The 15,121-nt window shown below is 26.1% G+C and carries 15 protein-coding genes; 7 read left to right on the plus strand and 8 right to left on the minus strand.

Annotated features, from left to right (window positions below; genetic code table 11):
- Positions 1 to 33 precede the first annotated feature (33 nt).
- The 6 genes from CRV03_RS07150 (at position 34) to CRV03_RS07175 (ending at position 4,272) form a co-directional block, all read left to right on the plus strand.
- Complete coding sequence (locus CRV03_RS07150; RefSeq protein WP_164968632.1) at positions 34 to 1,596, plus strand: ThiF family adenylyltransferase; 1,563 nt, start codon at positions 34 to 36, stop codon at positions 1,594 to 1,596.
- A 4-nt stretch (positions 1,597 to 1,600) separates the two neighbouring features.
- Positions 1,601 to 2,077 carry a Mov34/MPN/PAD-1 family protein gene (locus CRV03_RS07155; RefSeq protein WP_129084466.1) on the plus strand — a complete coding sequence of 159 codons (477 nt, stop codon included), beginning with the start codon at positions 1,601 to 1,603 and terminating at the stop codon, positions 2,075 to 2,077.
- Entirely contained in the window at positions 2,074 to 2,439 is a 366-nt protein-coding gene (locus tag CRV03_RS07160; RefSeq protein WP_129084467.1) for a hypothetical protein, read from the plus strand. The genes CRV03_RS07155 and CRV03_RS07160 overlap by 4 nt, the downstream gene beginning before the upstream one ends.
- A 30-nt stretch (positions 2,440 to 2,469) precedes the next feature.
- Complete coding sequence (locus CRV03_RS07165; protein ID WP_129084468.1) at positions 2,470 to 2,892, plus strand: hypothetical protein; 423 nt, start codon at positions 2,470 to 2,472, stop codon at positions 2,890 to 2,892.
- An 85-nt stretch (positions 2,893 to 2,977) separates the two neighbouring features.
- A complete protein-coding gene (locus CRV03_RS07170; RefSeq protein WP_258239032.1) occupies positions 2,978 to 3,604 on the plus strand; it encodes a hypothetical protein in 627 nt (208 codons plus the stop codon).
- The gene (locus CRV03_RS07175) at positions 3,604 to 4,272 is read left to right on the plus strand and encodes a DNA/RNA non-specific endonuclease (RefSeq protein ID WP_129084469.1); all 669 of its coding nucleotides are present in this window, start codon (positions 3,604 to 3,606) and stop codon (positions 4,270 to 4,272) included. The genes CRV03_RS07170 and CRV03_RS07175 overlap by 1 nt, the downstream gene beginning before the upstream one ends.
- 23 nt (positions 4,273 to 4,295) lie before the next feature.
- On the opposite strand, the gene CRV03_RS07180 is transcribed toward CRV03_RS07175, so the two are convergent.
- The 3 genes from CRV03_RS07180 to CRV03_RS07190 are packed head-to-tail and all read right to left on the minus strand — an operon-like array spanning position 4,296 to position 8,369.
- Entirely contained in the window at positions 4,296 to 5,375 is a 1,080-nt protein-coding gene (locus CRV03_RS07180; RefSeq protein WP_129084470.1) for a patatin-like phospholipase family protein, read from the minus strand.
- A 21-nt stretch (positions 5,376 to 5,396) separates the two neighbouring features.
- Positions 5,397 to 7,130, minus strand: coding sequence for a helicase HerA domain-containing protein (locus tag CRV03_RS07185; protein WP_129084471.1), 1,734 nt, complete (start codon positions 7,128 to 7,130; stop codon positions 5,397 to 5,399).
- Positions 7,131 to 7,133: 3 nt separating this feature from the next.
- Complete coding sequence (locus tag CRV03_RS07190; RefSeq protein ID WP_129084472.1) at positions 7,134 to 8,369, minus strand: DNA double-strand break repair nuclease NurA; 1,236 nt, start codon at positions 8,367 to 8,369, stop codon at positions 7,134 to 7,136.
- A gap of 220 nt (positions 8,370 to 8,589) precedes the next feature.
- Here CRV03_RS07190 and CRV03_RS07195 point away from each other — a divergent pair, with 220 nt between their 5' ends.
- Entirely contained in the window at positions 8,590 to 9,798 is a 1,209-nt protein-coding gene (locus tag CRV03_RS07195) for a Druantia anti-phage system protein DruA (RefSeq protein WP_164968633.1), read from the plus strand.
- A gap of 94 nt (positions 9,799 to 9,892) precedes the next feature.
- Here the strand turns inward: CRV03_RS07195 and CRV03_RS07200 are convergent, their stop codons facing one another.
- The 5 genes from CRV03_RS07200 to CRV03_RS07220 all read right to left on the minus strand — a co-directional run bounded on the left by CRV03_RS07200 (position 9,893) and on the right by CRV03_RS07220 (position 15,085).
- Positions 9,893 to 10,384, minus strand: coding sequence for a hypothetical protein (locus CRV03_RS07200; RefSeq protein WP_129084474.1), 492 nt, complete (start codon positions 10,382 to 10,384; stop codon positions 9,893 to 9,895).
- Between the two features lie 101 nt (positions 10,385 to 10,485).
- Entirely contained in the window at positions 10,486 to 11,577 is a 1,092-nt protein-coding gene (locus tag CRV03_RS07205) for a TniQ family protein (RefSeq protein ID WP_129084475.1), read from the minus strand.
- A 2-nt stretch (positions 11,578 to 11,579) separates the two neighbouring features.
- Entirely contained in the window at positions 11,580 to 12,488 is a 909-nt protein-coding gene (locus CRV03_RS07210) for a TniB family NTP-binding protein (RefSeq protein WP_129084476.1), read from the minus strand.
- A 15-nt stretch (positions 12,489 to 12,503) separates the two neighbouring features.
- Positions 12,504 to 14,390: a helix-turn-helix domain-containing protein gene (locus tag CRV03_RS07215; RefSeq protein WP_129084477.1), complete on the minus strand. Its 1,887-nt coding sequence runs from the start codon at positions 14,388 to 14,390 to the stop codon at positions 12,504 to 12,506.
- Positions 14,390 to 15,085 (minus strand): TnsA endonuclease N-terminal domain-containing protein, encoded by a 696-nt coding sequence (locus CRV03_RS07220; RefSeq protein ID WP_129084478.1) that lies wholly within the window; start codon positions 15,083 to 15,085, stop codon positions 14,390 to 14,392. Before CRV03_RS07220 ends, CRV03_RS07215 begins: the two co-directional genes overlap by 1 nt.
- Positions 15,086 to 15,121: the final 36 nt, after the last annotated feature.

Raw genomic sequence — 15,121 nt, forward strand, 5'->3', positions numbered from 1 at the left:
ATATCCAAATCAGATACTAAAGATTTGTTATTAATGAGTAAACAATTCACTATTAATAAATCTTCTGTGGAAATTATAACTGAAATCAGTCATAATTTCCCTTTAAAATACCCAAATTTTTATACAACTGATACAACAATGTTTCTTAAGTACCCACATATTGAACAATATAATCATAGGATAAGTGGACATAGACTTTGTCTTGATGCAGATGAAGATAAGTTGTATTATGAAAATCCAAGTGATTTATTATATGACTCATACAACAGATTAGAAGGCTTTTTAAATAAGATTGAAAACAATGAATTTGATAAAAATGAGATTTTTGATGAGTTTGATAGCTACTGGTGTAAAACTACAGGAATTGTACATTTTAACAAAGAACTTATCCAAAAGTTTAAATCTTTTAAGGTAATAGATTCATATATTATTAAGACAGAAGAAAAAGAATTACTTTTTATAGAAGATGAAAAATATATAGAGCAATTTTGTAAAAGTGCTAATTACAATTTTATTAAAAATAAAATTATATATATAAATTTTGAAAGAGAATTAGAGAAAAACATACCTAGGACTTATTCAGAATTAAAAAGTCTTATTCAAAAACTTGGATATTTAAGTAGTCTTCAAAAAATTAAGAAAGCAAAGAATATATTACCTGTAATTTTATTCTCTTTTCGCCTACCTGGTAATAAAGAAACTCATTATGCAGCTATATATTTTGATGAAATAAAATCAACAAATGTTGTAAATTTTATTAATCCTTTTTTAAGTGATTCAAATTCAAATAAAGTATTCTATGGAATGCCTGCTATGAATATATCTAATAGTAGGCTATATAAGCGAGGTGGAAATTTAATGAATGTTAATGTACATAAAAAAAGAAAGAAAATTGCAATAGTAGGATGTGGGTCAGTTGGTGCGGCATTAGCACATAAGTTAGTTAAAGTGGGATGTAATAATTTATTACTAATTGATCCAGAGACATTAAGTTCAGATAATATTGCAAGGCATTTACTTGGTATGGAATATCTTGAGCAGAATAAAGCAATAGCACTTAAAAGATATTTAGGAAAACAGTTTTTAGATATTGAGATAAGTGCAGTTGATGAGTATGTTGAAGATGTACTTAATGATTTAAAGGATTGTGATTTAATTATCACAGCTTTAGGTAGTGATGCTAATCATATTGAAGAAAAGATTATCAGAGATGCTATTAATAAAAATAGTGCACCTGTTATATCATGTTGGTTTGAAGCAACAGCTTGTATAGGACATGGGATTTTATTTGATAGTACTTGTGACAGTAAAGTGTTTAATATGAACAAATTATTTAATGAAATCATTCTTTTAGATGAGAAAGCAACTTCAATATTTGTAAAAAGTGATGTTGGGTGTAATTCTAATTATATGCCATATACATATTTGAATGCAAATTTACATTTAAATCACTTTGCAAATATGATTACAAAATATTTGATGGACGAAAAAATTAAGAATCATTGGGTTTCGGTTGGTGAAATAGGCAGTTTAGATAAATATTTAAAGAGTGATCTTAAAGTTGAAGATAATACATTGATTAAAAGAGATTTTTAGAATAATGAATAAATTTAAATTTGATATAAAAAATTTAAAAGTTTATATTAGTGAAGAGCTAAAACAAAATCTTTTAACTTTTCGTCAATTCGAGTTTGATAATGAACGAGGTGGAGTTATTTTAGGAAAATTATATCCCCAAGATAACACAATTGAAATTACTCATTTTTTTGAAGGAAGATTATTAGAATCAAGTGAATATGGTCTAGAGCTAGATATTGATTATTTACAAGATAATATTGAACATATATGGGAAGAAAGTAATGGTCTAATTACTTATTTAGGTGATTGGCATACTCATCCCCAACAATGTGCAGAACCATCATTTATTGATTTAAAAACTTTTTTTCTTAATTATTATAAAAGCAAGGTTCAACAAAATGTATTACTCTATTTAATTTTAGGGAGAAAAGAACATTGGTTTAAATCATTTAATGGTTTAAAATTTTATAAAATAAATATTCTAGGAAGAAGAAAATGAAAATAAAGATTTTATTAACAATGGTTTTAGTTGTAAGTACATTGTATGCAAATGATAATATTAACAATAGTGGAACATTTAATAATTATGGCACGATTACTAATAATCAGACCAATAATTATGATTCTGAGAAGATTATTTTTGATGCACGAATTAAAAAACTTTCTTCACAACTGATTCAATCAAGCAATAATGAAAATAATAGATATACACCTATTATTACTGCTGCATCAGAGGTTAATAAATTTAATGTTGATGCAAATATAAAAAAAGAAAAATGTATTGAATATGCATTGTCTTTGAGTTTTATAAAAATTGATGCTTCTTTCGCACGTAAAGAATGTAATAAAATTTTTAATTAGTTGAAATTTAAAAGTGACAAGGTTTTAACAATGAAAATACTGAGAATATTTAAAAGAAAAGTGTTGAAAAATAAGGTTAGAAAAAGACATCAATTAAAAAGAGAGATTCAAAAAAAATATGGTATATATTTTTTTGATAATGATGGATACGAAGTTCTTTATTCAATTAATAATGAACATGCAAGTGAATATAACTATTTATTAAGATATATATTGTCAAAACAAAATATATTGCACGAAGATACTACTATTGAGGAATTTAACTTTAAAAGACTATCTAAAAATTATTCTATGATACGTGAGTTAATTCAAAAAGAGTTGTTAAGAGATAATCTTCAAGAACAACTTAGGTTTAAAATATCAAGAGAAACTGCAGTGAGTAATATGAAAAACTTGCAATCAATACTATATTCTATTACTAAATTTCAACATGAATTCGATGACAAAAAGTAATTTTATATATAAAAATTGTTTTTAATGTAACTCAAGACTGTGGTGCAGTATATATTTATAACTTGATAAAAGGAAAAGGATATTAGTGAAAGATAAAGAACGACAAAAATACGCTAATGTTATGAATGAAATAAAAAGAAGAACCAGTGTAATATATTCAATTTTAAATGGTAAAAAAAATACTTTGTATAAAGCAACTAATATAGAATTAATGTGTTTACAAATTAGAAAAATACTAGAACTAATTGCATTATGCTCATTAGTTGCAAATCAAAGACTATTCTTGAAAAAGATTAATAATTTACAAAAAATGTGGAATGCTAAATTAATTTTAGCTGATATTGAAAAACTAAATCCTGATTTCTATCCAAAACCTATTGATGAAGTCCCTAGCAAAAAAGAAGGTATAATTAATGAATTCATTGATATTAAAGAAGGATTTTTAACTAAAGATGAATTTATAAAAGTTTATGATAAATGTGGAAAAATATTACATGCAGAAAATCCATTAGGTAATGGTATTGATTATAAATACTATGAAAAAGTTATTCCAGAATGGATGGGCAAAATAAAAAGACTATTAAACTCACATACAATTAAATTATTAAATGATAAAAATATGTATCTAGTGCATATGCAAGAAAATGGTAAGGAAGGATCGACCGTATATGTGTTCGGATTATTAAATGGAACAGGTAAAAAGGAACAATAATGAAAAAGTCAATTTTATTTTTAATATTTTTTTCAATTTATGCATGTAGTTCAGATTTATTTTTAAAACAATTTATTAATAACAAACAATGTGACCAAATTTTACAAAATAATGGGTATTTTATAACTTGTTATAGTTATAAAAATAAGGGTGCAAAATATGTTGCTTATACCTTATTTAAGGATAAAGTTAACTCAAAAAATATAAAAGAAAGACCCAGGTTTTATGATGATTTAAATATACCAAAAAAATATAGAAGTACATATAGTGACTATACTCGTAATACTTTTAAGGCTGATCGTGGACATTTATATCCTGATGCTGCTGCTGATTGGAGTCAAAAAAGTTTGAAAGCAGTTTATGTAATGAGTAATATTATTCCTCAACATTATTCTCTAAACAGAAGTATTCATGCTTGGAGAGGATTAGAGAAATATGGTAGAACATTAGCAATGAAAATGGGAAATGTTAAAGTCTTAAATGGAGTAGTATATTCAGAGCATTCACAAAAAATTGGTAGAAATAAAATCTCTGTTCCAAATGCTTTTTGGAAAATGTATTATAATAAAGATCAAAATTTTGAAAGATGTTTTTATTTTGAAAATAAACCAGAGATAAAAGGTAAAAAAATCAAAGATTATGTAGTAAAGTGTAAAAAATTAATATAACCATAGGCATATTAGTTTTTTACTTATTTTACATACCATTTATTTATTCCTGTTTGAGTTATATCAGCCCCATATTTTTTTAATTCATCATATTCTTTATTAGATAATTTGAAAAGGCTTGTTTTAATATTCATTAACATGTCTAAGTCATATTTAGATTTCATTAAATTTTTATATTGTCCAAGCTGAAGATAAAGACCATTTTTGGGATTTTTATCAAAAAAATTATGAAGAGCACGAACTCTTAACATTTTAATTTGATCCATTGTAATATCAATTAATCTTAATGTTCTTCCTAAAACATTTATTACAGATTTGCTTTCTGTTGATTTTAAAGCTTTTGTTGCATCACTAACTATGATGAAATTTATATCTTTTGATAATGTTTCACCTAGTTTCTCAATTAAAGATTCTTCTCCTAAGTTATTATAGAGTCCTCCGTCTGATAAATGTAGTTTATTGAATATTCTAACTTTTTGATCTTTTTTAAATTGTTTATTGTCCCAATCGAAGTAATGCCATTCTTTATAACTTAAAACTTTAAAGGTAAATCTACCAATTAATCCTGGAAATGCAGTTGATGAAGCTATAGCATTTGATATTTCATAATCTGGATTCATAATATAACCAAATTTATAATCTCCCATTTTTTCTTTTGAAAAACGCCAATTTTTACCAGTTTCATTTGTAGTTGCATTTATTTCCCATATAGGTTTATCAGGTAGTTCAGATAACTTGCCTGTTAAACCCCATTCCTTTTTTAATGTATATGCAATAATGTTTGCTCTACTGAATAAGTTTAACCAATGTTTAGGAATAATTAGTCTAATTAATGCATGTTTCGCTAATCCAATATTAGTAAAATAATTTTTCATTTTTGGTAAAACATTTTCCAAATACTCTTCATTTGTTGGCCATTTATTATTATTTATTTTAAATATCAATCCAACAGTTAGAGATCCGCCTGAGACGGTTGAAATAGTATTAATTTGATCTAAATAACCATTTTTTGCTAATGTTTCAAATACTCCTATATGAAATACAGATGCTCTAAATCCACCACCAGATAAAGCAATACCAATTTTTAATTTATCATTTTTTATTGCATACTCCTTTTATTTAAACTATTTCATTTCCAAAAATAATGGTGAACCAGTAAAAGAAAGAGGACTGATTGGACCATGAAACATAAAAGGGTATTTTTTATTACTACTTGGATCAATAAATGATTTATAAAATTTTGCTGCATTATCATCATTAATTATTTGTTTAATTTTTCCAAACTCTTTTCCCATTGTAAGACCATATCCAAATGCAAAAATTCTCATTTGTTGAATTATTTCTTCATCTAAAGACTCAATTGTTTGAGTAATAAACATATAACCTATACCATACTTTCTTGTGGTTCTTACAGCATCAATTATATTCTTATTTAATTCTTTAATTCTTGGATCACTCGCAGTTGAATTAGTATATCTATGTGCTTCATCCATAACAATTAAGCAGTTTGATTTGTCACCTGCTGAATAAAGTTCTTCACTAGCTTCTACTACTTTTTTTGTAATTAATTTTATTAATAATGCTTGAATATTATCTGAACCTATATTGTGAGTACCTCGTGTAGATAAATTTATAATATATAACCAACCTTTTTCTTTTACAACCCTATGTACCATATCATCTAATGATATTTTATTTGAACTACTTGAAAAAAGTGCAAGAATATTCTCTAATATTGATACCTCTTTTAGTGCTTTTTCTTTTTTTAAAGCATCAAGCTTGTCTGTCATCAGGTCTATCCTGATATTTCTTTGTGCGCCAGGAGCATATACTGAAGCAAAGTATCGTGAACATTTTTGTTTTTTTTCAGTTTCTGTTTTATGTTCTAAAAATCTAGTTAATATATCTTCTAAAAGTTTTTTGGCATTAACAGTTCCTAAAAAACTCCCTTTTTTAGTATATAAAATTCTAGTTTCTATATATTCTGAAATAGATTCACACATTGCAATTTGTTTTTCTTCTGTAGTTATATTAAAAAATTTTCTAATGAATCCTGATGTTCTTAGTAATTCAGAAAATACTTCTGGGTCATCTGGAAAGTGTACATCTTCTGGTACCTTAATTGCTTTATATTTCATTCCTTTTTTTATCACTTCATCTTTAAAACTCATATTATCAGGTAGAAGCTCTGTATCTGTATAGAACTGTTCTTGAGGGTCTAGGACCAAAATACTCATATGGTTTTTGTTTGTGGCATATCCTTTTAAAACTTGAGCTGCTGTTGTAGTTTTCCCAGAACCAGTTTTCCCAAAAACGCCAATATGATAAGCATCTCCTGCACCACCAGTATCTTTCCCAAAGTGCTTAAACCAAAATGGAATTCTTACTTCAGTATCATATGCACAACCTAAATACTCAACTATTTGGTTTTGAGTACTCGTCTTTAGAAGTTGAACCATGATATCATTTGTAACTGCACAAACTTTATTCCCCGTTGATGGAGAATTTGCCAGTTTATGGGCATTTATTTCTTCTGAAATTTTAAATGATGATTGTACCGTTAGTTTTGCTATCCTATTATCAGCATTTCCACTCAAATGTGGAAGTGATCCATGTCTTTTAATAACTGCTTTAAAAGAAGGTTCTTCATGCCATTTGTTTTCTGTTCTAATATCAGTGATTTGACCAATAGAAACTATAGTATTCTCACCTTCTGGAACAGTAAAGAAAACTAACTCTCCTAATAATTTTTGTTCAGAACTTATACCTAAAATATCAACAACTGCTTCAAATGAATCACTTGGTGATCCAATTACCCCAAGTGGCGTTGATTGTTCTATTATTTCTAAAATTTGCATAAATTAATTACTCCTATAAGATAATGAGAGATGGAAGTTTTCTTTTGTGTTTAATTTTTCATGGGATGTAACTGCTTGTTTAACAGCATCCATACCCAATGAAATATTTTTAGCTATGATATCAGCCAGGTATTGGGGATAAGGTTCATGAATCTCTGGATAAAAAATTTGATTTTTAATACTTAGTAAATATTTTTCTAGTCTTTGTATATCTTTTGCTAATGCTTTTTTCATTTCAATTCGATAACATAATCCTTCTTTAAAAGGTTTATAGTAACAAAAATATAAGTCAGTACCCTCTTTACGTGAAGGACGAAAACGACTGATAGATTTTTTAAGGTCTTTGTTTAGTTTATCAATATCTACTTTTTCATTATTATTTGTATTTTTAATATTTTTAAGGTTTAGATTACACTTGATGTGAATAATATTCCACTGAGTTTTTTCTTTTTCTGATTGACCAACTTCTAAAGGTTGAGTATATTCATCCTCATTTAACAGTAATGAAAAATATGTTTTATCATCCCCTGCAATATTAAATTCTTTCTGAACATTTTTTAAATAAATTGAATCTAAAATGTCTCGTGAGGATGAATATTTTGCCAGACCAATAATATTACTATTTTTAAATGCTTTATCTATAATATCTGGGATATCTGGGATGATTTTTTGGTAATTCTCTGAAAGAAAAGTATTTAGGGACTCCACATATTTTTCATCTGCAAGAGCTTCAGCATTTGCAGATAAAAGACTGTTAAGTTTTAATATTGATGTAATATGGCTCCCATCCATAATTCTTATTTCATGGTGAGATTTTGCAAGTATACTTAATTCCATTAAGAACATTATACCTTGACAAAGTCGACTATTGGCAACATGGTGAGGAAGAGCATCTTGCCATTGGTAATATTGTTCACTATTTTCAGACCATTGTTTTGCTGGATTATTTGTTAAACCTTCTACACCTACTGCAATAGCCATTAATAAATCAGAACCTGTCATTTTTTCAACAATGTTTGCACCATCTACCGCAATGAGACTATCAGTATACTCAACAGTTTTAATTGTTTTAATAATGTTATGTTTATTTAATTCTTCTCTACCTTTAATTAATGATTCATCACTATTATTTATCATTTGACTAAGTTTTTCTGCTGTATCAGGAGTCTTTTCAAGTATTTTTAATAGCAAATCTTCTGGAAGATATGCATAGGTATTAATATTTTTATTTTCTAACATATATAAATTATATCTTTTTTATTTATTTTATCATCAAAACATAAAATATCAATTTAATTATTTATTATTTAATCTATTTTTTTAAGATTTTTATTGTATAAATTCATTGTTTTTTTTTAAAATGGCTGAAAATAGGGCTTTTTATCGATTAATCTGTTTTATGGCCAAATACTAAAAAATTTAGTAAAATTAAACAATATTAATATATTTAAGAGTAATGATGGAAAAGATTGTATATAGAGAAAACTTAGAGAAGAATATTCTTTATTCTAATATGAATGTAGATGAAGATTTTTCATTTACAAAAAAACAGCTTTTAAGAGATGAAATTATATTTTCTTTAAAAAATCAAGGCTTTGATGTAAGATCATTATTTGAGAAAAATAAAGATATTTTAAAAAAACAAGAATATAAAAAATTACAGCTTCAATCATCTTTAGAACAGAAAAAACTTCATAAAAAGATGTTATTAAAATTACTTCCTACAGTTAAACCTTTTATGAAGAATTTAAATGAAATTAATCCAGAAAAAATAAAATTAAAACTTATAGAAGTTACTCATGGATCAATTTATGAAAAAATTTTTAAATGGTGGAACTTTTCGTGGTGGAGTATGCCATATCAAAGAGCATATGGTAGACAAATGAGATTTGTAATTTGGGATACATATCATGATGCACCTTTTGGTTTAATTGGTTTACAGAGTCCTGTACTAAAAATGTCTGTTAGAGATAATTATTTAAATATTCCCAAAGAAGAATTAGATATATGGATCAATCAATCTATGAATGCACAAAGAATAGGAGCTCTCCCTCCTTATAATGAACTTATTGGTGGTAAAATGGTTTCGTTGGCACTTGTATCAAAAGAACTTCGTATGGCATATAAAAATAAATATAAAAATGCAGTAACTCTGATGGAAAATCGTCATATAAATCCAGAGTTATTGTTTTTAACTACAACAAGTGCATTTGGTAAGAGTAGTATATATAATAGATTAAAGATAAACAAGCATTTAGTTGCAAAAAGTTTGGGATATACTAAAGGATATGGCTCTTTTCATATAAATGAAATTTTATTTCAAAAGATAATTCAGTTTTTAGAAGAGGAAGATATTGATACTCATAGATCATTTGGCAGTGGTCCTTCAACTCGAATTAGATTGTTGAATAAGGCATTTAGATTATTAGATATTCCTGGATTGGAACAACATGGACTTAAAAGAGAATTTTTTATATTTGAAAATGTAAGTAATTTGAAAGGTGTTTTGCATAATAAAGAAGAACCAAAGTATTATGATTACAAGTTCAGCAAATTAGTAGAATACTGGAAAAAAAGGTGGGCAATAGCAAGAAAAGAGAGACTAAATATAGACTCAACCTTTGATAAAGAAGACTTTGTGAAAAATTTAGAAAGTGAATTATTATAATTTTAAGAAGTTAATAAATGTATTTTTTTTAATATATAATGCTTTCTATATATACTTAGTATAAATGAAAAATAAAGTAGTCTTTTAAATATGATTATTTTAAAACTTTCTTAATAACTTGATTAGGTAGATAGAATTTGTATTTATGAGTTATAAAAAAATATTCATTATTTATAAGTTTTATATTTTTAAAACTACAGTATACATTTGTAGGAATACCTACCCAATGAAAATATCCTATAAATGCATCAATAATGTACTTTTGTGTTAAGTGTTTATCATTTGGGTTTTGTAAAATTGTAATTACTCTATTCTTTAAAATTTCATGAGAACATCTTGGTCTTACTAATTTTGGAGTTTTAATATTTTCTATATGTAGATTATGAGTTTTCCATAATTTACAAGTATAAATAAAATCTTTTAAATAATATTTATAATCAGTATATATCCATAGATAACCATCTAAATAATATTGGTAAGAATTGCTTTTATTAGAATTTGTGCAGTAAAGCAAGAACTCTTTTGCAACATATAGTCGTTTTTTTAATAAGAGATAAGAAATCTCTTTTTTATGATATTTTATCATTAGATTATCTGTATAATTTTCAAATAAATTTAATCTATTTTTATCTTTTTTTAGACTTTCAATATATTTATTTAAAAAATGGTTTTTTTTAATGCACAATTTTAATATCCAGGTATATAAGGAAGAATATCTTCAAATAATTTATCAACTTCCTCTTTACTTTTAGGTCTTTTTTTTCTTTTTAGTATTCTACTAGGCGATTTAGATTTTTTTTCATTATCATTTAGTTTTGTAAGTATATATGTAGCAGTTGGTGATATGGTTTTAAATGTTTGTTTGAATACTTTCTTTGAAATATTATTCTTATTTAGTATTTTTATAATTTCAATCACATTTAAATTAAAAACTTTACTTACAAGGAAAAGAAGTTCTTCTCTATCTCTAATATCTAATCTTGAAAAAGTACCATTATTAACTTTATTAAAAATGTAATTTGTTGAGATATCTAAATCATCTATTAGGCTTTTGAATCTAATTGGTTGTCTAACTATTTTATATATAAAAGCAAGAAAAATATTTAGTGTTAAGAAGAGGTCTTTTTTATCATTCTTTGTAATTAATGAAAAGTTAGTGTTTATATTGGCTCTTACTAAAGATAATGTAAGATAATTTTGAAAAGTAAGTAATTCTTTTTTTACTTTATTTGTTGAGGAATCTCTTAAATCAAATCCACATTTAGAGCAAATGTATATATGTGGTTGCAGATAATTTAATTTTTCAGGAGAGAATACACGATTACATTTGGGGCATTTCAGCAAAAGAACATTTCTATGAATAGGACATCCAATATAAAAAGAAAGTCTCCAATATTTATTAATATAAGGAGTTTTAGATTTTAAGCAGTCTGGACAAAAGTGAATGCCATTTGTTCTAATTTTTCCTTTTTGCCCAAATGGAGTTATAAGATACCATTTTTTATAAATATTATTTGTAGGTGAAGTGTCTACTTTGTCAATCAAGCACTCCAACGTGAGATTTTTAAGCTCTTGGTACTCTAATGATGAATATTTTAGAAGTTTATTGATTAAATTTTCTGGTGTATATCTATCTAAATCACGATAAAGAATACTGTCTTGTTTCCATATAGATAATGCAAAACTTTTAGGATCTGTCCCATTCTCAAAAGCAGTTCTTGTAAACCAAGAAATAAATGATTCATCTTCATATGGGAAAACTTCTATTTGAAAACTCATAATTATATAGGAATCTCTCTTGCTGTCATGGCATTTGTAGGTTTTATCCACTTAAACTTTTTAATTATATCAACAGTTATCTCTTCAATATCATTTTGAATAGCATAGGTAGCACACTCAATTAGTAACTTATGTAAATCTCCTATATTACCTCTTGAAATTAGATGAAGTAAAGTTGCTTTTTCTTTTGTAAAAAGGTTTGAAGGCTTTGATAAAGGTAATCTTTTTTCAAATGATTTTAATAGTCCTAGAAAGTTTTTATCTAATTCCCATTTTGTAAGTCTAACAATATCAAACCTACTACTTAGTTGTGGATCAGAAGATAGTATTAACTCTGATTCTTTTAGTCCTGCACATACAATAGGAATCATTAATATATTTCCTATATTTTTAAGAGCATCCATTACATTTCTTTGTTGTTTAGCTGTTCCTCTAAGAAAATGATGAATTTCATCTATAATTAGCATTTTTACATTGCATTCTTGTAATAGATGAAACATTTGATGTCTTATTTTTGCTAATGAATCAGAAGGATTATGTGGAGTCCAAAAAGAATCTAATATTGACATATATAAATGTTTTACATCAGCATTATCAGATGCTAATGCAGTAATTACAGGTCTTACTATGATTTTTTTACCTTTTTCATTTTCAATATTAAAACTTGAGTGTTTTTTTTCAAATGATTTTATCATTGATGTCTTCCCTATATTGGATTCCCCTATAATAAGAATATTTTGCATTCTTGCTTTTTTGGGTCTATCTATTAGATGATTTAAAATAGAGTGAACTTTTTTGATTTTTGGGTGTTCAATAAATACTTCATTATGTAAAAACATAATTCTCGCTTCTTTACTTTGATCAATAATTTTATTACATTCTTCATTTAAATGGCTATATTCTATTTTCATATCAATTTGTCCTTATTATCCAAAATCAGGGATATCTTCATCCCAAATATTATTATCAAGTTCATTATTGAGATTATTTTCAACTATTGAAGAATCCTTTTTGTTATCTTTATTTAATTCAATATTTTTGTTTTTATTTCTTTGTTTTATTCTTCTTGCTTTTTTTGTTTTTTTAATAGAATCTTCTATTTGTCTATTTAGTTCATCTCTAGCTTCAATTAAGTGGAATGTACTTGGTTTTTCTATACCCTCATCTTTAAGTGTTTTTCTTAAAATTTTATATTCCCAAAGTGGCATATCTGGCATTGATTGGTCTGCTGCATTTATTTTGTAATATTCTTTTGTTGAATCATCGTAAAACCATAAATATTTAATATTTCTGGGATCTCTTTTAAAAATAAATTGCTTTTTCTTGTTAGTTTTTTTATCCATAACATTAATTTTGGTTCTAAGTAAGTTATCATAGTAGTTAATATTATCTATGCTTACTCCATTTTTTTGAATGGTCCTTTTAAATATTGGTAAAAAATCAATTAGAATAGTTTCTGGATTTGATGGTTTTGGTAAAAGTCCAATGGGAGCATCTCCTCCAAATAAACCTAATTCCCATCGTTCTTCAGGTGTCATTTTTGTTTGGGTATGAACTCTCTTATGATAGACTTTAGTTATAAATGTAACCAACCATTTTTCAAGTTCATGAAAAGCCATTACTGCTTTTTCTTCAGATTTGTATTCTCCTTTTTGATGAATATTAGAAAATGTAGTACCAGGTATTTCATGAATTGCTTTCATTAAAGTTTTTATTACACTTTCAACATGCCCACCAAAGTGAGTCTTTTTTATTGGTCTAAACTCAATATTTATTCCATATAGTAAACCTGCATTTATTATACTTTGAGAATGGAATTCAGCACCATTATCAACATGGATTGTGTCAGGTAAACCCCATACATCCCAGTTTGTATCAATATCCAAATCCAGTAATGTTTTTTCTTTTGGTAATATCATATTTGTAATACACATTGCAACAGATGTAACACTCGGTGGATTTAGTGATAAATAGTATCCAACGATCATTCTACTGTATATATCAATTGCTACAGTTAAATAAGTTCTACCAATTACTTCTCTATCGTCATCATCTACTAAATGTAAATCGACCTCTGTATGATCAATTTGAATAAGTTCCATTGGATAAGATTTTTCAAATTTTCCAGGAACAGGATGAAATTTAGTTCTTGCAATAGATTCACTACCTCTCTTTTTTAATACCATATATTCTGATAGTTTATGAATCCTATTTCTAATTGTATTTTTACTAGGTAAAGGAATATTTCTTTTTGTACATTCGTCTAATATTTTAGTTATTGTTGATTGTACAGAGGGTTTTTGTTTTGTTAAATAGTGTGAGTTAATGATTTCTTCAATAACTTCTTCTGTGTTAAAATCTAATCTTGTTTCACCTTTTTTTCTACCACATGGCTTAGGAAGCAGACCTGCTAATGTACCTGTTGTTTTATATCGTCTTAACCATCTGTATAAAGTGGTAAAATGAACTCCTATTTTTTTTGAATGCTCTTCTATCTCCGCACGACTTATAGAATCAGTTAGCAGTGGTTGTATTGATAGGTATTTTTTTTGTAAATCAATAAATTCTTCATCTGAAATTTCATCAAAGTCTTTAAATAGTGAGTCATTATTGAGTTCATTTTCAAGAGGAGTTAAATCTTTTATAAGAAGTCTCTTTGGTTTTTTTGTTTTTACATCAATTCCTATAACTTCTGTAAAATTGATAATACTAGAAATTCTATATGTATCATTTTTATATTTTACATAAGCATTTTCTTTTAAAGTAAAAGCACTTCTATCTAGTTTTAATGACTGAATATCTTTATTATCCATTATAAACTCTCCTCTTCATTTAGTTCATTTAACCAAATCTGTGTTTCCATATTTATTGGTTGATTAAAATTGCATAGAATTTTCTTATGATATAAAAGATTGTAAATGAGACTTAGCATTAATCCTTTTTGCTCTTTTGTAACACAAAAATATTCTAATACATATTCGATTGAATTATTACCTGAAACATATAAGAAAGAGAGTATTTCATCGATATCTTCATTATCGAAGTTTAATCTTTGATATCTTTTTAGAAACATTATATTTTTAAAATATTGTGTTCTTATTTTACTTTCATCATATATTTTAAATATTAAATCATTTTCTTGTGCATATTTTATAGCTTGTTTAAATCTATATTTATATTCACAAAAATTTTTTTCAAGTTTGTCTTTTGGTTTTACTTCAATTAAAAGTGGTTTTCTTTTTAATCTCATCAAGGGAGTATTAGGTTCATTAAAGTAAACCAAAAAGTCTGGAGTATAAGGAACTGTTTTACCATTTTTATTTTTATATATAAGACTAAGTGGTTGACCTACAACCTCACTAACTGAGTCATTGAATTCTAGCATAATTAAAAAGTCTCTTTCTAAAAGAGATTCATAGGCAATGCTAGATTTTTTTCTAAAAGGGTAGTGACCTGATACACTTCCATATGTATAGCCAATTTTTCTATTATTCATTTTTATTTTCATATATTTAATCCTAGCAATGTTGTAGCATAGTTAACT

It is taken from the genome of Arcobacter sp. F155, from assembly GCF_004116455.1.
Taxonomy (GTDB): Bacteria; Campylobacterota; Campylobacteria; order Campylobacterales; family Arcobacteraceae; genus Halarcobacter.